This is a genomic window from Gelidibacter maritimus, from assembly GCF_014062315.1.
Taxonomy (GTDB): Bacteria; Bacteroidota; Bacteroidia; order Flavobacteriales; family Flavobacteriaceae; genus Gelidibacter; species Gelidibacter maritimus.
Genome location: NZ_JACGLT010000001.1, coordinates 487,642 through 513,523 on the forward strand (window position 1 = coordinate 487,642; position 25,882 = coordinate 513,523).

At 34.5% G+C, this 25,882-nt stretch carries 20 protein-coding genes and 1 pseudogene; 19 read left to right on the forward strand and 2 right to left on the reverse strand.

Translation table 11 applies throughout. The features are described 5' to 3' along the window. Positions 1-80: 80 nt before the first annotated feature. The 9 genes and pseudogenes from H3Z82_RS02065 to H3Z82_RS02105 form a co-directional block, all read left to right on the forward strand. Positions 81-605, forward strand: a complete 525-nt coding sequence (locus tag H3Z82_RS02065; RefSeq protein WP_235982249.1) for a hypothetical protein — start codon at positions 81-83, stop codon at positions 603-605. Continuing rightward, the gene (locus tag H3Z82_RS02070; protein ID WP_182202211.1) at positions 595-1,284 is read left to right on the forward strand and encodes a hypothetical protein; all 690 of its coding nucleotides are present in this window, start codon (positions 595-597) and stop codon (positions 1,282-1,284) included. The genes H3Z82_RS02065 and H3Z82_RS02070 overlap by 11 nt, the downstream gene beginning before the upstream one ends. Then, positions 1,281-2,828, forward strand: coding sequence for a class I SAM-dependent DNA methyltransferase (locus tag H3Z82_RS02075; RefSeq protein ID WP_182202212.1), 1,548 nt, complete (start codon positions 1,281-1,283; stop codon positions 2,826-2,828). Before H3Z82_RS02070 ends, H3Z82_RS02075 begins: the two co-directional genes overlap by 4 nt. After that, positions 2,821-3,978: a restriction endonuclease subunit S gene (locus tag H3Z82_RS02080; RefSeq protein WP_182202213.1), complete on the forward strand. Its 1,158-nt coding sequence runs from the start codon at positions 2,821-2,823 to the stop codon at positions 3,976-3,978. The genes H3Z82_RS02075 and H3Z82_RS02080 overlap by 8 nt, the downstream gene beginning before the upstream one ends. Positions 3,979-4,059: 81 nt before the next feature. Further along, entirely contained in the window at positions 4,060-4,575 is a 516-nt protein-coding gene (locus H3Z82_RS02085) for a hypothetical protein (RefSeq protein WP_182202214.1), read from the forward strand. Further along, positions 4,572-4,967 (forward strand): helix-turn-helix domain-containing protein, encoded by a 396-nt coding sequence (locus H3Z82_RS02090; RefSeq protein ID WP_182202215.1) that lies wholly within the window; start codon positions 4,572-4,574, stop codon positions 4,965-4,967. Before H3Z82_RS02085 ends, H3Z82_RS02090 begins: the two co-directional genes overlap by 4 nt. Next, positions 4,948-5,373 (forward strand): hypothetical protein, encoded by a 426-nt coding sequence (locus tag H3Z82_RS02095; protein WP_182202216.1) that lies wholly within the window; start codon positions 4,948-4,950, stop codon positions 5,371-5,373. The genes H3Z82_RS02090 and H3Z82_RS02095 overlap by 20 nt, the downstream gene beginning before the upstream one ends. A gap of 425 nt (positions 5,374-5,798) precedes the next feature. Then, complete coding sequence (locus H3Z82_RS19500; protein WP_220459113.1) at positions 5,799-6,359, forward strand: hypothetical protein; 561 nt, start codon at positions 5,799-5,801, stop codon at positions 6,357-6,359. Then, positions 6,360-6,995 (forward strand): annotated as a pseudogene (locus tag H3Z82_RS02105) (Fic family protein); the annotation flags it as partial. 288 nt (positions 6,996-7,283) lie between these two features. Here the strand turns inward: H3Z82_RS02105 and H3Z82_RS02110 are convergent. Then, positions 7,284-7,478 carry a hypothetical protein gene (locus tag H3Z82_RS02110; RefSeq protein ID WP_182202217.1) on the reverse strand — a complete coding sequence of 65 codons (195 nt, stop codon included), beginning with the start codon at positions 7,476-7,478 and terminating at the stop codon, positions 7,284-7,286. Between the two features lie 281 nt (positions 7,479-7,759). Between H3Z82_RS02110 and H3Z82_RS19575 the strand changes: the two genes are divergently transcribed. After that, a complete protein-coding gene (locus tag H3Z82_RS19575; protein ID WP_235982265.1) occupies positions 7,760-8,272 on the forward strand; it encodes an IS110 family transposase in 513 nt (170 codons plus the stop codon). A 57-nt stretch (positions 8,273-8,329) separates the two neighbouring features. Continuing rightward, positions 8,330-9,193 (forward strand): transposase, encoded by an 864-nt coding sequence (locus H3Z82_RS19580; RefSeq protein ID WP_235982267.1) that lies wholly within the window; start codon positions 8,330-8,332, stop codon positions 9,191-9,193. Positions 9,194-9,367: 174 nt separating this feature from the next. Here H3Z82_RS19580 and H3Z82_RS02120 read toward each other — a convergent pair whose 3' ends face one another. Continuing rightward, positions 9,368-10,300: an endonuclease/exonuclease/phosphatase family protein gene (locus H3Z82_RS02120; protein ID WP_182202218.1), complete on the reverse strand. Its 933-nt coding sequence runs from the start codon at positions 10,298-10,300 to the stop codon at positions 9,368-9,370. A 504-nt stretch (positions 10,301-10,804) separates the two neighbouring features. Between H3Z82_RS02120 and H3Z82_RS02125 the strand changes: the two genes are divergently transcribed. The 8 genes from H3Z82_RS02125 to H3Z82_RS02160 all read left to right on the forward strand — a co-directional run bounded on the left by H3Z82_RS02125 (position 10,805) and on the right by H3Z82_RS02160 (position 25,870). Next, complete coding sequence (locus H3Z82_RS02125; RefSeq protein WP_182202219.1) at positions 10,805-11,035, forward strand: hypothetical protein; 231 nt, start codon at positions 10,805-10,807, stop codon at positions 11,033-11,035. A gap of 142 nt (positions 11,036-11,177) precedes the next feature. Next, the gene (locus tag H3Z82_RS02130; protein WP_182202220.1) at positions 11,178-14,270 is read left to right on the forward strand and encodes a virulence factor SrfB; all 3,093 of its coding nucleotides are present in this window, start codon (positions 11,178-11,180) and stop codon (positions 14,268-14,270) included. A 13-nt stretch (positions 14,271-14,283) separates the two neighbouring features. Beyond that, the gene (locus tag H3Z82_RS02135) at positions 14,284-17,124 is read left to right on the forward strand and encodes a virulence factor SrfC family protein (RefSeq protein WP_182202221.1); all 2,841 of its coding nucleotides are present in this window, start codon (positions 14,284-14,286) and stop codon (positions 17,122-17,124) included. Between the two features lie 47 nt (positions 17,125-17,171). Beyond that, complete coding sequence (locus H3Z82_RS02140) at positions 17,172-19,976, forward strand: S8 family peptidase (RefSeq protein WP_182202222.1); 2,805 nt, start codon at positions 17,172-17,174, stop codon at positions 19,974-19,976. 58 nt (positions 19,977-20,034) lie between these two features. Beyond that, on the forward strand, positions 20,035-20,952 hold the full coding sequence (locus tag H3Z82_RS02145) for a hypothetical protein (protein ID WP_182202223.1): 918 nt from the start codon (positions 20,035-20,037) through the stop codon (positions 20,950-20,952). 18 nt (positions 20,953-20,970) lie between these two features. Further along, positions 20,971-22,293, forward strand: a complete 1,323-nt coding sequence (locus tag H3Z82_RS02150; protein WP_182202224.1) for a hypothetical protein — start codon at positions 20,971-20,973, stop codon at positions 22,291-22,293. Positions 22,294-22,298: 5 nt separating this feature from the next. Then, on the forward strand, positions 22,299-24,926 hold the full coding sequence (locus H3Z82_RS02155) for a hypothetical protein (protein WP_182202225.1): 2,628 nt from the start codon (positions 22,299-22,301) through the stop codon (positions 24,924-24,926). Further along, a complete protein-coding gene (locus H3Z82_RS02160; protein ID WP_182202226.1) occupies positions 24,923-25,870 on the forward strand; it encodes a hypothetical protein in 948 nt (315 codons plus the stop codon). Before H3Z82_RS02155 ends, H3Z82_RS02160 begins: the two co-directional genes overlap by 4 nt. Positions 25,871-25,882: the final 12 nt, after the last annotated feature.

Here is a 25,882-nt window from a genome sequence, read left to right on the forward strand (position 1 = left end):
ATCGCGATATGCGATATATATCTGTGAATACTTATTTTATATTGAAAATATGATTAATATTGCATATCGGAATACGCAATATGATGAAAAATAATAACACATTAAAGCCTCAGGACATCTTGATCCTTTTAAAAATTTGTACGTTGGGAAAGCAAGATTGGTTTCAACATGACCTGTCTGAAGCCTTGGGTATCAGTCAATCTGAAATATCAGAATGTTTGTCACGCTCAAAATACTCTGGATTAATAGATGCCAACCGTAAAAAGGTGAACGTACTAAGTCTGTTGGAATTTATACAATACGGTATCAAATATGTTTTTCCACAGCAACCCGGTGCTATTGTAAGAGGTGTTGCAACTGCACATTCTGCGCCACCATTAGATCAGGAAATCATAAGCGAACAAAATTACGTATGGCCCTATGCAAGAGGTCATATGCGTGGTCAGGCGATACAGCCACTTTATAAAACAATTCCGAAAGCTGTTTTGAACGATAAAAAATTACATGAAGTATTAGCACTTGTTGACGCCATTAGAGTTGGTAAAGTACGTGAACAGCATTTAGCCATATCCCTATTAAAAGAACGCCTTCAATATGCGGAATAATACGTTTATCAATTTAAAAGTTGTTGCCAAAGTGGCGCATGCTTTGGGTGATCTTAACGCAGAAGTCGTGTATATTGGCGGTGCCATCATAAGTATTTATGCTACCGATGCAGCTGCAGAGCCACCGAGAGTAACCACGGATGTTGATGTATGTGTGCAAGTATCGAGTCTTGGACAAATGGAAGCATTAAGAGAGCGGCTACAGCAAAAAAGTATTTATCCAGATCCCGAAGGAACACATTTATACCGCTATACCTACCAGGGGATTCTTATTGATTTTATTCCGTTTGAAGCAACGCCACTCGGACCTACCAATCCTTGGTTGAAGTCTGGTTTTGCCAAAGCTTTCCAAACGCGTATTGATGATGTGGAAATTTCAGTACTTCCTGTATCACTGTTCCTTGCCACAAAATGGGAAGCATTTAAAAGCAGAGGTACTGATCCAAGATGGAGTCACGATTTTGAAGATATTATTTATGTATTAGACACAAATTTAGAACTGATAGACGAAGTCAGTGCCACGTCTTCCGAAGTGAAAAATGTATTAAAATTAATGAGCCTCTTTATTCTTGAGCATCCTAATAGCCAAGAAATAATAGAATGTCATATTAATCAAATGACAGCGCATGAACGCGCTGCAATTATAAAAGCAACCTTACAAAGCATTACGCAGTTATGAGCATACAAAACAACATTAATAGAATTACAGATATCCTCCGTCGTGATGACGGAATTTCGGGAGCGATGCACTATACAGAGCAGATTTCTTGGATTCTATTTCTTAAGTTTCTAAACGATTACGAAAACAATAAAGCAGACGAAGCCTATTTAGAAGGCAAAGACTATAACTACGTTTTAAAGGAAAATTTACGTTGGCCACATTGGGCGTGCCCTAAAGATGAAGAGGGAAAATTGGATGTCAAACAAGCGTTGACGGGTGATGATTTGATAGACTTTGTCAACGAGACCCTATTTCCATATTTAAAAGCATTTAAAACCACCACCAACGACCCCAAAACATTGACCTATAAAATAGGAGCGATTTTTGAATATTTGGACAACCGCATCGCCAGTGGTCATACCTTGCGTGAGGTTTTGGATATCATTGATGCCTTGGATTTCCAGAGTAGTGATGAGTTATTTGAATTGTCCAAAGTCTATGAAGACTTACTGAAAGGCATGGGAAGTGATGGTGGAAACTCGGGAGAATTTTATACGCCACGAGCCATTATCAAAGCCATGGTGGAAATCACCGACATCAAAGTGGGCGATACCATTTATGACGGTGCGGTTGGTTCGGGTGGATTCTTGGTGGAAGCCTTTGATTATTTAACGCAAGACGGAAAGAAGCAGAAACTATCCGCTTCCGATTGGGATACGATTCAGAACAAAACCTTTTTTGGACAAGAAAAAACATCTTTGGGTTATGTCATGGGGATGATGAATATGATACTGCATGGGATAGAAAGTCCAAACGTATTCAAAGGAAATACTTTGACCCAAAATATTCGTGATTTTCAAGAGAAAGACCGGCATAATGTGATCTTGGCAAATCCACCGTTTGGCGGCAAGGAAAAGAAGCAGATCCAACAGAACTTTCCGGTAGAAAGCAATGCTACCGAAATCTTGTTTTTACAGCATTTTATGAAAATGTTGAAGTTGGAAGGACGTGCTGCTATCATCGTTCCCGAAGGCGTTTTGTTCCAAACTAACAATGCGTTTACCAAAGTCAAACAGACCTTGTTGGAAAACTTTAATGTGCATACGATTGTGAGTTTGCCAGCTGGTGTTTTCTTGCCGTATAGTGGCGTGAAAACCAACATTCTATATTTTGATCGAAAAGGGGCAACCAATGATATTTGGTATTATGATGTCACGCCTCCCTACAAACTGACCAAAAACAAACCGATTCTTTATGAACATTTTGAAGAGTTTGTACATTTATTCCACCACCCGGAAGAACGCAATGCAACCAATGCTAAAATAGAAGCGTCATTGCGAGGAGGAACGACGAAGCAATCTGTCAAAACAGAGGACAAAATTTGCAACGATTGGACCGTAAACATAGCCGACATAAAAGACTACGACCTAAGCGCCAAAAACCCACACAAAGTTGTGGAAGTGGTTCACTTAAGCCCAAAAGAGTTGTTGACGGCGATTAAACAAAATGATGCAGAAATAGCGAATTTAATGAACCAAATTGAAAGCTTGATAGATGGGTAGTGAAAAAGCTCTTTGCTTAGATATAAGAACAAATTCGATTGGTTGGGTTTTGAAAGAATGGCATGAGGTTTTATCAATAATTAATGGTAAAAATCAAAAAGCTGTTGAAAATCCTGATGGAGAATATCCAATTTATGGAAGTGGTGGTATAATGAATTATGCTGACGAATATTTATGTCCTGAAAACTCAACGATTGTTGGAAGAAAAGGAACAATTAATAAACCGATATTAGTACGTGAAAAGTTTTGGAATGTTGACACAGCATTCGGTTTGGTGGCTGGTGAGGAATTAGATTCATTTTATCTAAATTATTTCTGTCAATCTTTTGACTTTAGTACTTTAAATAAGTCTACTACACTGCCAAGTTTAGCAAAAAGGGATTTGAACAAAATAAAAATCCCTCTCCCACCATTACCGGAGCAACAACGCATCGTCGCAAAATTAGATGGGTTGTTTGCTGATATAGACCAGGCTATTGGTTTGTTGGAAGAAAATATAGCGCATACTAAAGCTTTAATGGGGTCTGTGTTGGATGAGGAGTTTGGTAAGTTGGAAGCCAAAGGAATTAAATTAAAACCAATAAGTAAATTTGCTAAAACTAAAAGTGGTGGAACTCCAATACGTGGTGAAAGACAGTTTTGGAATGGAGAAATACCTTGGTTAAAATCAGGTGAATTAAATGATTCATTTAAGATTACAGAAAATACTGAGTTTATTACGGAATTAGGTTTACAAAAATCTTCAGCTTCTCTTTTTGAAAAAGGAACTTTGTTAATGGCTATGTATGGTGCAACAGCTGGGAAATTAGGAATTCTTGGAATGGATGCTTGTACAAATCAAGCTGTATGTTCCATTCAAAATGACAAAGGATTATTTGATGAGATTTATATTTATTTCTTTTTATTATCACAAAGAGATAGAATCATAAGAGAAAGTTCAGGTGGAGCACAACCCAATATCAGTAAAGGTTATATTGATAAATTAGAAATTCCCTTACCTGACATAGAAACTCAAAAAGCTCTTTCAAAAAAGTTTTTTGAATATCAAAAAGCTATTAATTCAATGGTAAAACTTGAAACTCAAAAAATGACTCATTTAAAAGCCTTAAAGAGCAGTTTGTTGGATCAGGCGTTTAAGGGGGAGTTGTAAAAAATGGAAGAACTTCGTCAAAAATTATCAACATTTTAACTATTATAACTTATAAGTTATATATATTTGTACCGTCAAACAATGAAATACTCTATCACACATGAAGCATCTTTCAAGTATCTTGAGGTTTATTCTCTTACACCAGTTGGTGAGTCTACGAGTTTATTTGTTGAATTTAGAGACCGATTAGAGCAAGAGCATCCAAAAAAATTAACTCATTTATTATCCTGTATAGAGCAGTTGGGCAAACGTGGTGCTCTAATGAATTTATTACGCAATGAACAGTCGGGATCTGAGCTATTGGCAATACCCAAGAAAAATTATACCACGGACCCTACATATCAAGAAGATGGGCAGCCTGTAAAAAACATGTTGCGTTTATACTGTCATAGACTTAATAATGATGTATTATTTGTCTTTAGTGGTGGACTTAAAACCACAAACGACCCTTTAGAATGCCCCAATGTAAGGCAACACTTTTTAAACGGACAAGAATTTTGTAATGCTATAGATAGCGCAATAAAAGAGAAAGAAATTTATTGGGTCGATGATTTTACTGACATCGATTGTTCAGATGATTTTATTATAGAAATATGAAAAAAAACAAAGGAAATAGTATAACAGACTGGTTAGACACGAAAGGTGATGCTCTAACACGACGTATGGTAGAAAATAACTTTTATTATATAGATCGCATCAATTATTATATGGAAGATCACGGAATATCATCTATTTCAGAGCTTGCCAGAATTTTAAATAAAAAGCAACCTCAAGTTTACAGATGGATGTCTGGAGAACAAAATATTACGAGTGAAACACTTGCTTATATTGAGTTAAAGTTAGATATAAGACTAGTTGATCAAGGAAAGGAGCAAAAATCAAACGCTCAACCTATTATTCTAAATTTTACTAGAAATAATACTTCTGAAAAATCAAATTCAGATTATCAAGAGAACAATACTATAAGTTATGCAGCAGGCACTTGCTAAAGCAAATGAAATTTATGTCAATGGAATTCACTATGATGAAGAATCTTTAAAGGCGTTTACACCTTCTAAAGAAAATCATCCTGGGATTGTTTTAGATTTTGCACACAATCTAGATGAAGAATTAATGCGTATAGATTTAGGAATGACTCTGGATGGAAATGTAATTTCAGAGGTGTTTTTCCATTATAAAATAGAAAAACTAGAACGCTTTTATGACATCGGCGAGGGAAATATGGTGAATTTTGATAATGCATTTATCAGTCAGTTATGTGGTATTTCCTATGCCACGTTAAGAGGTTTGGTCCTTGCATTAACTCGGAATGCATCAAATGTATTACTTCCTATTATTGATCCTAAATTGATAGTAGAAACTTTTCATAATAAAAAAGTTGATGAGTCTAAATGATGCAATTAAATTGCTTCTCATAATTATAAAGTGTCAAAAAACTTTTTGGATCAAGAAAGCCTAATGTATACCTTTTGAATTACATTATAATTATTTAAAAATGAAATCCTTTTACAGTATAATACGTGTTGTTAATAATCCTTTAAGTAAGGAGAACTTAGCTATTGGTATGTTTGTAATATCTGAGGGTAAGGTTTTTTTATAAATTCTCAAAAGACAAAATTAATCTTGTCAATAAAATCAATAGCTCTAGCTCAAGTTTACTTGAATATACTATTCATAAAGTTTCTAGTTTTATAGATATTCAATTAAAAGAAGAGGTTTCGCTGTTTTCGAGAGAGATTAGTGTAAACATAGAATACTTAAATAGACTTTCGATTTTCAATAATGGTTTCCTTCAATTTGATAAGCCCTCTGTGATTAATATGGCTTTTGATACCTCTAAATTTCATGACTTTTTTAGTAAATATATCGAGCTGAATCTTAGAGAACCAAAAAAGGCAATAATTGATAGAACTTTTAAAAGAACTATAGAGGACGTTTTTCACAAGCCATTACTTAACTTTATTGACATTAATTATAAAATGAAAAAGGAACAAATTCCAGGTTTGTTTTTTGATTATACTTTGGATGGGATAGGGGTTAATGGTAGTGTTTACACTGTAAAATCCATTGATTTAAATTCTGAAAAGCCTCTTGATAATTTTAGAAGAGATATCTCTGAATTAGAAAGTCTTAATTATCGGATAGATTTATTTAGCAAAGAGAATAATTTAGATAGTGATAAGAATAATCACTATTTAGTTATTGATCCTTATAATGGGTCTAAGTCATCATATCATCAGCTTTATAACATACTTATTGAGCAAAATGATGAAGATTATCCATACTCTGTCATTAATACAAACGTATTACCACACGTAACTAAGGAAATTATGGACTCTCAATCCATCATAAAGTTTTCTGAATATCTTGAAACTTTATAAAAGGAACGTCAAGAAAAACGTTTATGGAATGAGATTGCACTCAGAGAAGCTGTCGTTAATGCGTTTGTAAATAATGACTATACAAAAGAGTTGGCGCCTAAATTTGAGCTTTTTGATAATCGTTTAGAAATTACCTCCAATGGGGGTTTGCCAGATGGACTTTCTAAAGATGAGTTTTTTGAAGGTTTTTCTATTCCTCGAAACAAAGAGCTCATGCGCATTTTTAAGGACTTGGATTTGGTGGAGCAATTAGGGTCTGGGATTCCTAGAATTCTTCAGGTTTATAACAAGGATGTTTTTCAGTTTTCGGATAATTTTTTGAGAATAGTTTTACCTGCATCAGAATCATCTGCTTCACATGGTACCGAACAAGTTACCGAACAAGTTACCGAACAAGGCGCCGAACAAGTTACCGAACAAGTTTTAACTCTTATTAGGGTAATGGATAATGAAAAATACAGTCGCTTAGAATTAATGCAACTTGTAGGTATAAAACATAGACCTACTTTTCTTTATAATTATCTGCAACCATCAATTGAAGCTGGATTCGTTGCCTTGTCAATTCCTGATAAACCAACCAGTGGCAATCAGAAATATTATTTAACAGAAAAGGGGAAAGCATATAATCGACTATAACATATACCGTATTGATGTTGTGAAAGGAGGTGTATTCTATTCAAATTAAAGGCAACAATCTAGGTTAGTTCCTAATGTTCTTTTTTTTCTCGTATGCTTTATCAATATATTCTTTGCAGGCGTTTGAAGATGAACTGTTAACTTCGAAAATTGCATCATTATAAGAGTTTATTACGGTCGAAATAATAAATAATATGTCTTTCTTTACTGAAACATCGTTATAATAATCCACTATATTATAATGAACTTCAATATTTCTTTCGTCATAAGCAATCATAATGGGGAAGCCTACATTCCTTGTCGGATATATTTCCAAGCCATAGTGAATACAACCGTTCCGTAATTCCCTTTACCTTGTCTTAAATATTTTCCATCCCACGTATATAAAACATTATTATAATCGCCTTTACCTTCTCTTATATAGGATTGAGCATTTGTGACCAGAGTAAATAGAATAGCAGTAATTATAAAAGTTGTACGCATATTTACGTTATTCAGAATCCGCCTACCAAAAAAATCGATTGAGTTTTTGAGCTAACGTTCGTACCTTTAGGCTACGCTCCTTGTCAAGGTCGATTTTCTAAATGGTGCTCGATAAAAGCCCGATCAGAATCAAGATCCAAATGTAAAAAGCAATCAGAGAAATCTTTTGGCTTGGGTTTGAGTTTAATGGTGATGTCTTATAAGCAATCCCGATTGGAATAATTTCAAAATACGTAGTTACATTTCCTGGAGTTTTTTATTAATCTCTAAAATTGAATGTGATGGAAAAAAAGATGATTTCACTCGAAGTGGTCAATTCCAATGCCGCAGGAATCGACGTGGGAGGCAGAAGCCACTGGGCAGCCGTAGGCCAGAATGCACAGGATATACAGGAATTTGGCGTATACAGCGAGGACAACTTGATCCTATGCCATTGGCTGCATAGGCACAAGGTAGAGACAGTTGCCATGGAAAGCACCGGCACCTATTGGCAAAACCTGTTTTCCGCATTGACCGGTTTCGGTTTTGATGTTATTTTGGTCAATGGCAGACAGACAAGGAACATAAAAGGCAAAAAGACAGATATCAAGGACTGCCAATGGATACAGAAACTGCACACTTTGGGATTGTTGAGCAGCAGTTTTTTACCGGACAGTACCACGGATATCATAAGGACCTATTCCCGCCATAGACAAAACATATTAAAACAATCAGCAAGGACAGTGCTGAAAATGTCCAAATATCTACGATTGATGAACATGCGACTGGATGTAGTGGTGAGCGATATTGTGTGACTTACCGGGACCAAAATAATTTCGGCATTTATCAGCGGAGAAAAATCAGGTGAAAAATTGGCAGGGCACCGCCATTATAATTGCCGAAAATCGGAAAAGGAAATTGCCAAGGCACTCCAGTACAATGGCAGGGACGATTACTTTTTTGCCCTAAGACAGGAATGGGAAACCTATCTCCACCTTCAAAACCAAATTATCGAAATAGACAGACAAATAAAGGAAGACCTTGAAGAGATCATTGATAATGACGACAATAAAAAACAACATATTGCCGATAAAAAACCATACAAAAGAAAAAACAAAAACACAATCAGGGGTATAGATATGGCCAAGATATCCTATCAGTACTTTGAAGGTGTGGATCTAATGGCAATCGAGGGCATTAATGACGCTACCATAATGGTGATCATAAGCGAGATAGGATTGGAAGGAGTTAAAAAATTCGGGACCTCAAAACGATTCACCTCTTGGCTAAGACTGGCCCCGAACAACAAGATCAGTGGAGGAAAAGTACTTAGCCACCATCTTCCAAAAGGAAGCAATAGACTGAAAATTGCATTCAGGCTTGCCGCCAATGCAATCGGCAATTTAAAGGAAGGGCATCTGGCAGATTTTTTCAGAAGAATCAATTACAAGAAAGGAAGGGCAACGGCCATCAGTGCCACAGCAAGAAAACTGGCCGTAATTATCTGGAACATGCTCACTAAAGGAGTTCAATACAGTTCGCCAAAAGAATATCTGTTCCTCGACCAAAAAAGAAAGCTAAAACTGGTCAATAGAATCAAAAGAAATATTGCTAAATTTGAACTTAAACCCGAAGACGTCGGATTTGATAAGTCATTGATAATCAACACTTTAGTTTTGGCGTTAGTTGGAATATGTATAATTGATTGTAAACTTAAAAGTATTCAAAATTATTAAGCTTAAACCCTCCCTCAAATAATTTTATATTTCTTATTCGAACAATTAGTTATGGTGCAAAGAAATGATAGTAAATGGAATTAACATTTTTACTCTCCATCATCTTTGGTTATGAGTTTTTATTTCTTCGATGAGCAGTCCATTTTTAAATACATTTTTGATAAGTCTACAGGTCTATTTGAACCCAAATTCTACATATATCGGTAAGTGATCTGAAATTTCTCTAGCTCGTTCTAAGTTTTCACAGTTATTAATAAAGTCAATACTTCTTGCTTGAATCATTTCAATTCCGGAAGTGTAATACACATTGTCGATAGGATAACTAAGATAGTCACCATTCTTGCATTTTGTTCTTAAGGTTGTGCGTTGATTATGTAAGGCGCTTTTAAAACCTTTTCGGTAAAAGGGTTTCCAAACAGAATGCTTTTCATCGAGATTAAAATCACCTGCTATGAGAATTCGTGTAGAGCCCAGTCTTTCAGGGTAATCAATGAAATGTATAATCTCTTCCTCTGGTCTATCGGTATACTTACGGGAATGATAATTTACCACATAAAAAGGTTCAGGCTTTCCTTTGGCTTTAAAGGCGGCAACAAAAGGTTCGCGATAGCAAAGAGCTTCAAGCTCCTTATCAAGGTACGCTCTGTTGATTATACTGACTTTAGATGTTTTCCAAAGAAACGCATAGCGCTCACTGATATAAACTGAAGGACTTTTTGTAGGGTCGCTAATTTGATAGTCCCATTTGGAACCCATCCGATTTAGTTCGTCTGCAATTTTAGCTACGGCCTGAGCGCCCGCAGGATCTTTCGCTACGACTTCTTGGATAGCTACCATGTCAAAGTCACGCAAAATATTGGCTATTTCGAAAATATCTTCAGGTGTTTTTGTGCGCCCTAAATGGCGGATGTTCCAGGAGACGAGTTTTATTTTTATTGAGCTACCATATTTGGAGCTCTTATCATCTTGATAATGGAGGTTTTCGACAAAACCTTTACTACTGTTGAAATTGGATTGATCAACTAATTCAATGGAACGTTTGTCGGTTGAAGTAAAGGATAATAGCGAAGCAAGTAATAAGAAAAAAAGAAATTGCTTGGTTTGCATGTTGACTCATAGTTTGATAGGTCTGCGAATATAATAGAAGCAGTCCCAAAAACATAATTGAATATTATTCGAGTACTCTTATAGAATTTAAAATAGATTTCACTAATGCTGAAAGATGGAGTTGTTCCACATTAAATAACCCATGCCTAAACTTAACAATAGACACTAGCAATCATGGGAAAGGGCCTTATTCAGCTTGTAATACTGTAAGAAAAATTTATGAAGAAGAGTCTGTATTGATAACACTCAAATACATAGAAAAACTCTCTCTCTCATTCCTTGTGCGGAAAACCGCAAAGTAGGTATGAAAATAATTCTCATCTTTACTATTTAAAACAAGGTAAAGAGCAATGTTAGCAACTATAAGAGGTTTCATTGAAAAAAAAGATTGATTATTTCAAAATCATCGAAATTTGATGAAAGCACTTTACTATTTGCTAAAATTATGTTAATATTGCTAACCCCTCAAGAATTACAACTTAAAAACCTTAGTACCGCTTAATAATGAATAAGATACTGCTACTTATTTTAATAGTTCTAACATTTCAAATTTCTGGAAATAGTCAAGAAAAGGATCTTTCAAAATATGCTATTGGATTATCTGAATTAGTAACTTTTGCAGACAATCCTGGATTTAAAGATGAAGTGACTATTGATGAATCATCCAAATATATAGAATGGGCTAAGGGAAAAGACAATACTAAAACAACTAAATATTTCAATAACCAATCATGATGGAATCCGCATTTACAATTATCTCTGGGATTATTCTTCAGCCGCATTACTAAACCTAATAGTACTAATTTTTCACACAAAATCACCAAACTATTTTTTTAGTTGTACTATGAGTTTGAAATGATAATAAAGTTTAATAAATATGAATTTAATAGCCAACTCAGGCATTCAGTTATACACAATCCCTCTTGAAATCAACTTGAATGATAACTTCAAAATGTATTTCCATGAATGGTTTGATATCTCTGATTCTCAATTGAAAATGGAAATTGCTCATTATTTTTCTGAAGAAGAAATATGGGTAAAAAAGTACGACTTAACAGATCTTGGTTATGCTGTAGCGAAAGATGACTTTAAGGTATCGGAAAACTGGGAAACAATTAAAGAAGATTTTTTTGAATACAAAAAGTCAACTATTTCAATTGATACGGACAGCCCAGAAGATTCGGGATGTTTCTCGATGTCCATTAATCGCATTAAGTGGGAGAAGTTTGAAAACATTTGGTACCCAATGCCATTCTTTCTGCTTAAGAGCAATAAATCAGAATTTGGACCAACAAATTGGTGCCGTTTCAAGCTTATTCCTATTGAAGAAAATGGAAATATTAAAAAATATAATCTTCTTATAGCTTTTGACACGCGTACTGTATTTGAGAAAGAAACATTTGAAGATGAAGACTTAAATGAAACACCTGTTTTCACTAATAATTACGATAGATCAAAAGATTTTGCTCTATGTAACAATGAATATAATTTACTTGCTTTTTGCTCAAAAACTTCTAATTGTGATTGGGTAGATAAATATGTCCTTAACAAATTCCATAATCTGGATGATATAAATGATTATAGAGGGCAAAAACCTAAGTTAAATTATCTCGCGCAATACATTTATTTAATAAGATATATTCAACAAACGAATACTTTGCCGGCAGTTACACTTTACTCAAATAATAATGTAGCTTATGGCAACGTTGATTTAGTAGTCGATATAGGTAATTCCAGAACCTGTACTATGCTTTTTGACAACGGGGATTTTAATCAGGCCAGTCCATTGGAATTACAGGATTTCACTTCACCTATTTTAGATAACCAGCTTAACAAACAACGTGATCCTTTTGATATGCGTTTGGCTTTTAGAGAAGCTGATTTTGGAGGTAAGCTTGGCATCGAAAATAGTCGTCAATTTGTATATCCAAGTATGATTCGACTAGGAAAAGAGGCGAACCAATTAATCCATAAAGCCACTAATTTAAATACAGGGGCGGAAAAAACAAGCACATTTTCAAGTCCTAAACGTTTTTTATGGGATACCAAATCACAAAAACAAGAATGGGAGTTCATCCAACTTGAAGGCGAAACCACAAAACCGATTTACATAGAAGGTGTTTCCGAACAATTAAGTAATGATGGTTCATTAAATTTAGAAGGCAGTGGAGGCATCTTAATGAACTACTCTCGCAGAGCATTGATGACATTCGCTTTTCTCGAAATTTTGGCGCAGGCAAATATGCAAATCAACAGCTACGAACAGCGAAACCATTGGGGGAATGAATCAATGCCCCGAAAAATAGGGCGAATTATTGTAACCTGCCCCACAGCAATGTCTCGGGTTGAACAGATTGCATTGCGTAAATGTGCCGAAGATGCCGCTATTATACTCGATCGTTTCTTTCAAGACACATATCAGACAGAAATTGATGAAAAAGAAGTCCTTAGAAATGTACAAGTGATTCCTTCTGCTAAAAATCTTTCAAATAAAGAAGAACCTATAGAATGGATTTACGATGAGGCTACCTCTGCACAATTTGTATTTCTGTATGCAGAGCTAGGAGAAAGATACCAGAAAAATATAGAAAACTATTTTGATATCTATGGAAAGATAAGAAGTGATTTAGGCGATTATAGTAAAAAATCACTCACTATCGGCTCTGTTGATATTGGAGCAGGAACCACTGATGTAATGATTGCTGCATATAAATATGACGTAGCCGGTCAATGCTCTTTAACGCCTGTGTCTCTTTTTTGGGAAAGTTTTTATACCGCTGGCGATGATTTAATGAAAGAACTTATTCACCAAATAATTATTGAAGGAAAACACTCGCCTATAGAAAAAAAGCTAGTTTCATTAGGAAAAAATCCAGTGAGCTTTATGCAACCTTTCCTGGGGACAGATAATGGTGTATCATTTCGTAACCGACAATTAAGAAGCAGTTTTAACTTACAAGTCTCCGTGCCAATAATTTCTCATTTTTTAGAAATATTGAAAGAAGATAAAGTCGAAAGCCAAATTTTGTCCTTTGGGGACATTTTTGATGAAAACCCACCAACACAGATTGTCCTCAATCATTTTAATAGTCATTTTGGATTTGAATTTGAATCATTACAATGGCAGTACGAAAGGAAAGTTGTTTCAGCAATTATTGAAAAGACTTTTGATTCTCTAATTGGTAAAGTATCTTCCTTGCTATCATATTACGATTGTGATATAGTATTGCTTGCTGGTCGCCCAACTTCGCTTAGACCTTTGGCTGATATTTTTTTAAAGCATTATGCCATATCACCCAACCGTCTGAAAACAATGAACAATTATCGTATAGGTCGTTGGTATCCCGAAGACAAACGCTATCCGTTTGTGGACAGCAACGGGAAATTTATCAACCCAAAATCTATTATTACAACTGGTGCTATGATAGGTAATATTGCAGAAAATGGAGGTCTAAATGGTTTTTCATTAAATCTTAAAGACCTAAAGAAAAAGTTACTCCCAACTACTAATTATTTTGGAAGACTTAACGACAGGTTAAAATATATAGATACTATAATCTCACCTGATATTAATTCGGTCACCATAGATGTAGTTTCATTACCTCTCAAAATAGGAGTTCGTCAATTGGATATATCTTCCTATCCGTCACGACCATTTTATGTGCTTGATTTCAATGATGAAAGATTGGAAGACCGGATTCAGGGTCGTTTGGAGAATGAAAACGATGTAAATAGCCTAAAGATAGGAGTTGAGGAGGAAAAAAGAAAAATACGTTCCAAAATGCCTCTCAAGGTAACTATAGAACGAGACAAAAATGAAGATATGGAGCTACTTCGTATAGAAGAGATTGGGGATAATGAGGGGAATCCTTTGCCTAAAAACTTTTTTTCATTACAAATTCAAAGTATGAGTGAATTGGACAATTTCTGGCTTGATTCTGGTATTTTCTCTTTGAATATTAACAATTAAATAGAGCTTCATAATGGTAACAAATATACAAAAGCAACTCGAAATAATTGAAAATTCTAATAAATGGATTCGCACCTATTTAGACGGAGAAAAACAGAACACTGCCTACCGCACCATGGTTGATTTCCGAAGAAAACTGAAAAAGAAAAAATTTGCATTAGAAAATAATCCTGCTGCTGCCGTATATGGTGAGAGTCAGGTTGGTAAATCATACCTTATTAGTAGCTTGTTGTCGGAAGAAGGAAAGCCATTCAGTATTGCTGGTGAAAATGAAAATGTTCATAATTTTATCGAAGATATTAATCCTATTGGTGATGGAAGTGAATCTACGAGTTTGGTTTCGCGTTTTTCTGTGAATTACAAACCGATAAACAGAGAGTTTCCGATTAAAGCCACACTATTATCTCCTGCAGATATAGCTCTCGTGCTTTGTGACAGCTATTACAATGATTGTAAAGCAGATCATAGTTTGATTTTGAAGATGGAGACAATAAATTCAGAAATCGATTCATTGAAGGCTCGGCTTATAGACGTGCAAACTCAGCAAGGTGTTTTTGGAGAAGATGACGTGCTAGATATGCAGGATTATTTTAAAGAAAATTTCGCAACTAAGGCTAGTAACATACTTTTCTCTTATTTTTTCGAAGAAGTTTCATTATTCATTTCCAAATTGCGACCAAATGAATGGATAGATATAGTTTCTATTTTGTGGAATAAAAATGAAAAATTCAATTTCCTATTTTCATCTTTAATTTCTGAATACGAGAAACTAAACTTTACAAATACTATTTATTTGCCAATAGAATCAGTTTTACGCAAATATGGTACATTACTCGATGTCCAGCGTTTGAAAGAGATTTATGCATCACCGAGCAATATTGAAACGGAATACAAGGCAACAACAACGGCACTGATTATAGACAAAGGGCAAGAACGTCAGGTTTCATTTAAAAAATCATACCTGTGCGCTTTGACTGCCGAATTGGTATTTCAACAGGAAGAATCTTTACTCAAAAGCAAGCCGTTTTTGAAAGAAACTGACTTGCTAGATTTTCCGGGTGCAAGAGCTAGAATGACGTTAGCTGAAGAAATGCTTAGCGAAAAAAATATACCCGATTTACTCATAAGGGGTAAAGTAGCCTATTTGTTTAATAAATATTCTAACGCAGAAAAAATCAGCATATTTATGCTTTGTGCTAAGCACGAACAAGCTGCTCAGCGCTCGATGCCTGAAATGCTTAATAATTGGATCGAAAAGTTTATTGGTAATACAGAGGATAAAAGAGAGAAATTTATATCTACCTCAAAAATATCACCCTTATTCATTATAGGTACTTTCTTTAATGAAAACCTTAGATTTAATTCAAATCATGACAAAAAGGATGATCTGACTTCTCTAAAGAATCGTTGGCTTCAAAGGTTCGATAATACGTTGTCTATAGAGCTATTGAATACTAAAACCCATCGTTGGTTTAATAGTTGGACAAAATCTTCTCCAGATTTTCGAAATATTTTCTTGTTACGTGACTTTGTATATTCAGAATCGCATAGTCAGGTATTTAAAGGCTTTTCAGAGCATGGAAAAGAATTAGAAGAAATCAAACCGCCTAGCTATCCCGACTTTCGTCAGAAACTTCGCCAATCTTTTATCGATTATGATTTTGTTAAGCGTCACTTTGCCAATCCTGAAGAATCCTGGGACGAAGCAGCTAGTATTAATAAGGATGGGACACAGCTGATTATTGATAAGCTAACTATTGCTGCAGAAAATATAAACAATGCTCGTCTTGAAAAAATTATTGATGAACTCAACGAGATTTCGTTGGTCATTGTATCAGAATTGCTGAAATACTTTCACAGCAATGATAAAGACGAAGAATTACAGAAAGCAAAATCCATTGCAGGAGATATTCAATTCAAATTAGATACAGCTTTTAGGGCAGATGGTATTAAATTATACGGAAAATTGAAGAATGAATTGTTGCTTAATGAAGGTAAAGTACTCGAGCTATTTAGAAAAAAAATAAGTAGCATTGAGCATCGCGATGTGGTGAATATGAATATTTACAGTACCTACAAACAAAGAGTGCCTGTTATTGAAAATGATTCGCCGGATATGTATTTTGATCGTCTATGCACTCATTATGAGAAAACATCGGAAGAAGATATATTGAAATTCCGTTCCGAACTTGAAGAAAACAAAGTTAATTTGGAAGAGTTGATAACTGGCAATTCAGAACTTATTAAAAACAATGCCCAACAATTGGCTGACACCTTACTCGATTACTGGTTTGCATACATTAATCAAAATGACAAAAATATAGTCCAGCAGGTTTTGGCTCAAAATGGCTCTTCAGCCTTACAAGACATAACAGATATGTACCAAAAACTATTCAAGAAAGTAGATATCGCACAAAAAATTGCCGAAAAGATCAGAAAACATTTAGAGGGGCAAAACAAAAGCGATTTGCCTTATGATATGGTTGCGGATATGAGTACTGAGCTTTTAAACAAATGTATCCGAACTGTAGGTTTTGAATATTTTGATGATTCTGAAATCTATGATTTAAAACAGGCAAATGAAAAAAATAATTTAGGATTGATTTTAGATTATAATGAAAATCCGACTGAAAACTCAGTTGCTGAGTTGTTTGATAAAATCGAAAACTGGACGGATATTATTCAAAACAATCCAGAAGAAATGAAATCGTTGCCGAGTTACCGCAGTTACTTGTCTTGGTCAAACCATTTGAAAGCAGGTTTTATCTCTGTTTGTGATATCCCTACTTATGATGTACAAGCGAATGAAAATTTGGGGACAATTATTAAAGAGTCTGAAACCTTTAGATACTAATAGTTATGGCAACGGTAATTGGTAAAGAGCAATTGTGTAGCACTGATTTGAAATACTTCAAAGCGCTACAGGGTATTAAAGGAAAGACTTTGTTTGATCGATACCCTGCTATTGATACTATTGTGAAAAAAAATATTGACCTCAAGTATCAAGATTTTTTAGCACTACCAATAAAGGACCATGACATAATAACTTTCTACAGTAAATCTTATAAAGAAACTCCTCAACTTTTATCTGATTTACACGGTGCCGAGCAAGAAAAATATTCAGCCATAAAGGATGAAACTCTTGGTCACTATGAAAGTAGAATAGCTTCACTTAAAAATTGTGGTAAAACTGATGAAGCAGAATTTCTTAAAAATGCTTTAAAATATATTGACGACCGTTTTGTTTATTGCTATGAAGACATGGTTGTTTTGGGGGTTTGGGGAATGCAGCTACGTGAGAATGTAAGAGAGGATATTAGCGAAATCCGTAAAAATTTAATTATTAAAAAGAAAAATCCTGAACTAGAACCTGAACTCCAACCAACCGAACCTGAGCTACCAACACAATTTACTATAACCTACAATTCTGGAGAAAATGGAACATTAATTGGAAACTCATTTGTCTCCAAATTGCAAAATGAGTTTCTTGACAATGATGACATTCCAAAAGTAGAACCAAACGAGGGATACGAATTTGTTGGTTGGGACGAAAATCCACAGGGTTATGAAATTAGTGGAAATAAAGAGTTTTCAGCACAGTATCAATCAATAGAAGTTCCTCCAACAGTAATTTCTGACCCTCCTTGGTACACGAGATTTTGGAATTGGTTACGAGCATTATTTATCGAAAGAGGTTGTTTGAAATGGCTTCTTTGGATATTGTTGATTCTACTTTTAATATGGTTGTTTTTGTGGTTGTTCCGTGGCTGTAGTGACATTAATCACAATGTTATAGATAATGAAGGGGGAGCTCTAAACGACAATGATAATGCTTGGATCCGGGATGACCCGAATGTTGGGGATGACGGAGGAATTTACGACCCCCACAATCCTTATCAGCCAGTACCAACTCCTCCAGGACATGAAGATATTTTACCACCACAGCAAGGAGTCTTACCGCCAATAGGAGAGAATCCAGATGTTATTCCAGGAAATCCATCGATTATTAGTAATCGCCTGAATATTCTGATGGAAAATGAGGATAAATCTATCATGGAATTTGCTAAAGTTTTCAAGAAGAAATACCCAGATGAAAAATATAAAGTGGTGTATTATGATAATGTAGTAAAGCGGGCGCAAATTGAGATTCCGAAGGAAGAACGCGAACGCCTGAAAGAGGAAATTCCAGCGGCATTTGCTCCCGAATATGAGCTTTTTGTTTTTGATGAAGCGCTTTTTGAAGGCAGTTATACACCTAACGATCCGGCAATTTCCGAGGAGGAAAAATCTTGGTATCTGAAGGCTATAAATGCTCTGGAAGCATGGGAAATAACACAAGGTTCAGAAAAAGTTACAGTGGCTATTGTCGATAACGGATTTAACTTGAGACATCCTGAATTGGCAAGTAAGGTCGTAGCACCCTATAATGTTTGGAAGCACTCAAATGAGATTTTTCCACAGCAGATTGACCATGGCACACACGTAGCAGGAATAGCATTAGCAATTGCTGATAATGGAAAAGGGATTTCGGGGATTGCTCCTAATTGTAAGTTTATGCCGGTTCAGGTGGCCAATGAAAATAACTTGATGACTACAACTTCTGTGTTAGATGGTATTCTTTACTCCCTATATCAAGGTGCCGATGTGATTAATGTATCCTTGGGAGGTCAGTTTACTGGGCTTTCACAATTCCCTGAAAATAAACAAAAAGAGTTGATTCGGAATCACTTTAAAGAAGAAGAACGACTGTGGAGAAGGGTAATGCGAATTGCAGCTAATCATAATTCTACCCTTGTAATCGCAGCTGGCAACGATAATGTATTAGCGGGTATTGACGCACTGCAAAGACCTGAGTTATTTATCACTGTTTCGGCAACAGATAAAAGCAACAGAAACCTTAGCAAAGCTCAATTTAGTAACTATGGTTCATACGCAACTATATCAGCTCCCGGTGTGGGCATTTATAGTTCAGTGGGTAGTAATGACTATGCCATGATGGACGGTACTAGTATGGCTGCGCCCATAGTTTCTGGTGCGGTGGCTTTGATGAAAAGCATTAATAATAATATTACCACGAAGAAAATTATTTGCATTTTGCAAAGTACAGGTGTAGGAACTCAGGATAATATCGGCAAATTTATCCAGTTGGACAAAGCCTTGCAAATGGTAAAATCGAATGCGGAGGTAGATTGTACTCCTTCTCCTTCCTCAGGTGATGTTCAGATTAAGTTGAACTGGAATAACTACAATGATTTGGACTTGATCTGTACCGATCCATACGGAGAAATGATTTTCTATAAAAACCGGATGTCCTCAAGTGGCGGACAACTAGAAATTGATATGAATGTAGAATACCCAGATAGTAAAAATCCGATTGAAAATATTTTTTGGGAAACTGGTAGTGCGCCTCAAGGAACTTATAATATATATATCCAATATTATAAAAAGCAGGAGCCAAGCATAGATGAAACACCTTACAATATACAGGTACATTATGGCAAGGAAACGAAGGAATATAAAGGTGTAATAAAAAAAGAGGATAAAACCATTCAAATTGGCTCTTTCACCGTGCGAACAGCTGAAAACAGCCCTCAATCTCAGCCTTTAACTGACAAGCGATTGCAATTGGAGAAAGAACGCAATCAATTGCAACAAGAACTGAACAGAGTAAATAACGAATTGAAAAAATTATTAAATAATAGCTAACTATTCTATCCAAGAATTTAAATCTTTAGGTAGGATAACTATAAACATAAGCCGTATTATGAATAAATCAAAATTTTCTTTAGCCGATGTAATATCAGTTTTAACTGCTGTTGCTTTTGGTTTTGTATGCTTTCTTGGGTTTAATTTTTCTACATTAGGAGACACCAAAACGAGTGTGATTTTTGCTGTGATCATCACCTTGCTTTTGGCAGGCTTCGCCTATCTTGCTAAATGGCTTAAAGGTGTAGAAGGCAATTTTAATAATAGTCGAATAGCAGAAATTACAGTGATAGTTTTGTTTACTGGACTAACAGCATTTTTTACTTATTCCCCGTTTTCTCATTATTTTACGGTTACTGATAGGAAAGTACAAATCCAAAATCAACTTTCAGAAAATATCACACAAGCCCAAAATATGTTTAGTAAATATGAAAACTATGCTGATATAAGAATGAAGCTTTATCAACGAACATTGGAAAGCAATGTTAATTTAGGGACTGATTTAGAAAAGCTTGGAATTGAAAAAGAAGGAGTTTCTTTTGATACACAAATCAATAATAAGATGCAAACCATTCACTCTGATCTATTTCCTACTAATTATTCCAATACGATTAGCAGGAACGGAGTAAAAGAGGTTGCCAAAAATTGGCTTGCCGATGGAGAAGAAAAGGCTAAAGGTTGGAAACCAATAGGTATTGTAGAAGTGGTAAATGATATTGACGCAAAATCAACTGGTTGGCGCAATGGTTTGGTGAGTTTTTCCACAATACGAGAAAATGGTGAAGTAGCCGAAGATTTTAATTATGATTTATCTTTCCCAGATCTAAAAGCAAAATTTACTACACTTGGGAAACCCACTCCGCTTTCTATTGTTTTAGCAATATTGGCGTGGGCATTGATGCTATTATCTTGGTTTATCACTAAACGAAGTTCCAAAGTTTTTGGACGTTTGGCACCATATGAAGTAGAGCTATAAACTTATTAAATGATATATATGAACAGTGAAGATATCCTCAATAGAGTAGAAGATTTTACAGCAGAACAACTTTTTGAATTTATAAACCAGGAAATTGTATCTCTAGACGAATTGAGAACTACAGGAAATTTGGATGCTAGTAAACGCAAGGCAATAACGACCTTACAAAATGAATACAAACATGTAGATGATGGGGCGTGGAAGAATTATCGCCATACTGAAGAGGGTTGTAGAACTTATCTTACAGAATTCCCAACGGGTATTCATGCATCAGAAGCAAAACAAAAGTTAGAAAATTATGCAGAAGAGAGTCGTAAAAGAGAAACGGAAAAAATTGAAATTTTAGAAAAACTACGAACTAATAAAAACTCATTTTCAGCTGATGATATTCAGGGTTACCTTGGTAACGGAACATTGAGTCGTAATGATTTATTACATGTCGGCATACCTGAAGGTGTGATTGATCGTCTAAACAATATTGTTTTACCACAGTTGCGAATGGGTAAAACTCCTGATTCTATTCCAGATGGATATACGGAAGTTTATTTTTGGGGAATACCTGGATCTGGGAAGACTTGTGCATTGTCTGCTGTATTAAGCACTGCAAATACAAAGGGATATTTAGAATTTGCGCAGGGTCCAGGGTTTAAATATATGACGGGTTTAAAGAATATTTTTGCAAATTCTACTGCTATCTTGCCTCCTCCAAGTCCAGTTGATAGTACCCAATATTTACCATTTGTATTAAGAAAAGGCAATGAGGACCCTAGATCTGTTTCATTGATAGAGTTGAGTGGGGAGATATTTCAATGCTTTTTCCATAAGAATGCTGGCGATAATTTGCCAACACCTGAACACGAAGCAACACTGGATAGTTTGCTACGTTTCTTGGACGGAGATAACAGAAAAATTCACTTCTTTTTCGTCGATTATGAAAAGAAAAACAATTTAGATGTTGACGGTTATACCCAAGCTGATTACTTACAGGCTGCTGCAATCTATTTCAAGGATAATAATATTTTTAGTAAATCAACAGACGCAATTTATATTGTTGTTACTAAAAGTGATTTAATGCCATCTATAGATAAGAACAAGGTTAATGATATAAATGTTTACCTCCAAAATGCCAACTTTACTTCTTTTATAAACTCATTAAAAGTGCGTTGCAAGGAGAATAGTATAAATTCTGGTAAAATTCTTGGAACTCATTTCTCTTTAGGTGAAGTATATTTTGATCAAATCTGTTCTTTTGATAGTGAGACTTCTGAAAACATCATTGATATTTTAATTAGAAGAATAGCTCCCAATAAGAAAAGTATTTTAGATGTATTTAATAAGTAGCTTTTATGGAAATAGTTGTACACGGGACTAACGGTGGATTCCGCACGTTATATAATACGCAAAATGCACCGCGAATAGGCAATGAGATTAGGAATAATGTTGAGAGTAAAACTTCATTAGGTAAATCGGTATATGCTATTGATTTTGTTACAAATGGTTGTGTTTTTAGAAAATATAAGATTGTTAAGGATGCTTTGCGTAATAATGCAACTGGGTTTATTGCGTTTTCTGTCTTTTTGCCATCAGACGAGAGATTGTCCGGAGTAGATATTAAATCAATTCTTGACAAATTGCAAAGTCATTATGTTGATAATTATATCATAAACAACCAAATGAATCGGGGTGAAAGAACCCAAATTATTCAAGAGGATTGGACTTTCGTAGCTGACATATTAAGTAAATATAATACATTACAGGATCATTCCATTAATCAGCTTCAGCCAGGTACCAAAGAAGCTGCTTTCATTTATTACAAAAATGATGATGAATTGATAGAATATTTGGATAAACCTTTTCAGGAAGAATATTGCGAATATAAACAGGTGTTATTAATAGACAGTGAATTAAGATTGAATTGTGATGTTCTAGATATAATGAGAAATTCAGGGATTGATTTAAAAAATATTGATTTAAAAAATGAATATTACTATCTGAATAATTATAACCGCAGTAAAGGCTTAACTATCACAGCTAATGGTATGCAAAGATCAGATGGAAAAGGCAATAATCTTATCAGGGCAAAGGATAAGGTTGATATAAATTATAAAAAGGATGATCGATTTTATTTTCCAATAGAAGCAAATGGTACTATATCAAATCCCACTTCGGAAATTCATAAATATTTTGAGTTAAAGAGAAATGAAATCATTATCGATTATGCAGCCTTTAGCAATCCTGAACCTAAAATAAAAACTGTCATTCTAGAGATAAGAGATAGAAACGGAATTCCTATTAACGATGCTGAAATCAAATGTGACGACAATTACACTTTTAAAACCGTAGATAATAATAAATTCACTTTCAGTGGCGAAGATCTTGGGAAGAGTTGGACTGTTTCAGCAAAAAAAGGAGAAAATCTGTTTTCGGATAATCAACCAATAGATTTTAAAAGGGATTGTCCCGAAGATATTGGAATAGTTAAATTACAATTAAACGAGCATAAAAAAGTAAGATTTTCAGGAATATTGAATAATGTTTCTATTTCCGATATAAAAGTAACAATAGAAGAAAAAAGAAAATATGAAGTTTCTACAGAAGTTGAATTTATAAACGATGAAATTAATAAAAAATACCAGGTTTCTGCAACTTATCATAAGAATAACGAGAAGTTTTATGGGGAAATAACATTTTGTCCAAAAGATAGTGATACTATCCGTATAAATTTACAGTTAGTAAAAGTTGAGAAATACAGTATTGATATAGGAAAATACGGAAAGGAAAATCAAAGCCTTCCTGGTTATTCCAATTCTAAAGCAGGAAAAGATGTGGAATCCTATATTAGACCAAAACAAGGTTGGAAATTTATCGGTTTTGAATTACAGGAAATTTCAGAAAATAGTGGTTATGACGGGAAGCTAGTTGCGCAATACCAGAAGAACAATAAACCTATAATGGTTATGGCTTTAGTCCCTTTAGTATTATTGATAGTTTCATTTGGAGTATGGTGGCTCTGGCCAAAAGCGAGTATCGAGACTGATTTTCTTACTGAATCACAAATAGAAAATTACGTTTACGGAGCAGAACTTAATCTTGTCGTATTAGACAGTCTTAAAACACAATGGGATAAACAGAATATTGTAGATAAAAAAGAAGAAAATTCTATATGGTATAATCCCATAACGTGGTTAAAAAGTAATGAGCCAACTCTCGATTCAATTGAAGAGGGTCAATGGAAAAAAACGGCTGAATCGATTGATAGAGCTATTAAGAAAAGAAATTCGATTAATAATTTTGACTTTAGATTGTTAAAAGATAGTACTAAATATTCTTCCCAGCAATTAAAGTTAAAATATTCTATAAATGGGATAGATAGCACTCAATATGATACAATTCGAAAAAAATTCTATAATGTTAGAAATTGGAATTTAAATCAAATTGCTGATTCCATAAATGTTTTTCTAAAATCCAAAGTATCAGAGATAGAGGTGTTAAACGAAAATAATGATGTTGCGAAAATAAAAGCGAGTGGTAATCCGGAAGCTAAAGGAAGAGAAGCAAATATAAGTAAATCAACAAATAAGGACTTTGAATCAATCAATGAAAGCAAAATACAGCAAACTACAAACAAAGAAACTAAAAATCAAGGAGTCAATAATGACATTAAAAAACAATTGCAAAGTGGCACTATAACTAAGAAACAATTGGAAAAATACGAAAAGGAGAATCCTGTTGATTTTAAAAGTAGCATTGATATATATTTAAAGTTTTGGGCATTAGTAAAGGATAGTACTCAGAAAAATGATTTTGATAAGCTGCTGAAGGATACGAAAAGAGATGACACTTTGAAAAACAGTGAATTAAAAAAGTTTTTAGACTTTGTTTGCTCCGATTCGCAGGCTTTTCAGAAATACTTAGAACTTTCGGGTAAGGCTACGATGAAATCCATAAATGAATTAAAGAAAAAGGTACAATGAAAGCAATAAAAATTGGCTTGGCTGTAATCGTCATTGGGACAATAGCATTCTTCGTGATAAATTCGCTTATACCAACTCCGCCACCTCCTGAACCCCCAGCTTCTGAAAATTATCCTTCAGTGAAGCTTATCGATGATAAAATCGATTTGATAAAAACACTGCCTAATAATGAGTTCAATAAAGATATTTATGACGATATAAAATACCTTATAGATGATCATTACAAACCACACCCTCCACAACATGTTTATGGCCGTTTGGGAGGAACACAATTGGAAAATGATCAACAGAAAAAGATTTTATCTAAAAATCTTTATTCTGCTTATGTAAATAAATTTTTGGAACAGGCATTCTATGTTTTTAATAATAAATCATGGAGTCCTGCAGATTTAGCATTTATTCGTAGTGAATATCAATTATTACAGAAGTCGCCCTATCTTGAGAATGGGAGTCCAGTGGCTATCAGATTTTTACATATTAAATGGATCTTTGATGAATATGATGAAGTGAATCGTTTTATATCTTCTTGTATTAACTTTTCTTATTCGGATTCAGCACTTAGAGACGAATTTCCAATTGATGATATAAGAGGTAAACTCAACCAAGTTGAAAATTATCGAAAAAATGGATTAGGGAATGGATATTTAAACAATTGCACCCGCTTACATAGTGAGTTAAATGAAATACCCCATACCTTGTTTAATAAGCATAATAAGTATTTGGATACTAAAATCGATATGTGGTCAGGAATGTATGAGGATTTTAATTCACAAAAAACTTATACAGAAAACATATATAGTCCATTAAAGAATCAGATAGATTCATTTGGGAATGGATTGTATGATATTCCCGATTTACCCTCTGTCGCGTCTTACCGCTTAATGAGAAAATTAAATGATGATGCCGACAGAGCTTATATTAATATTGAAAAAAGAAAAAAATAAGTAAGATTTAGT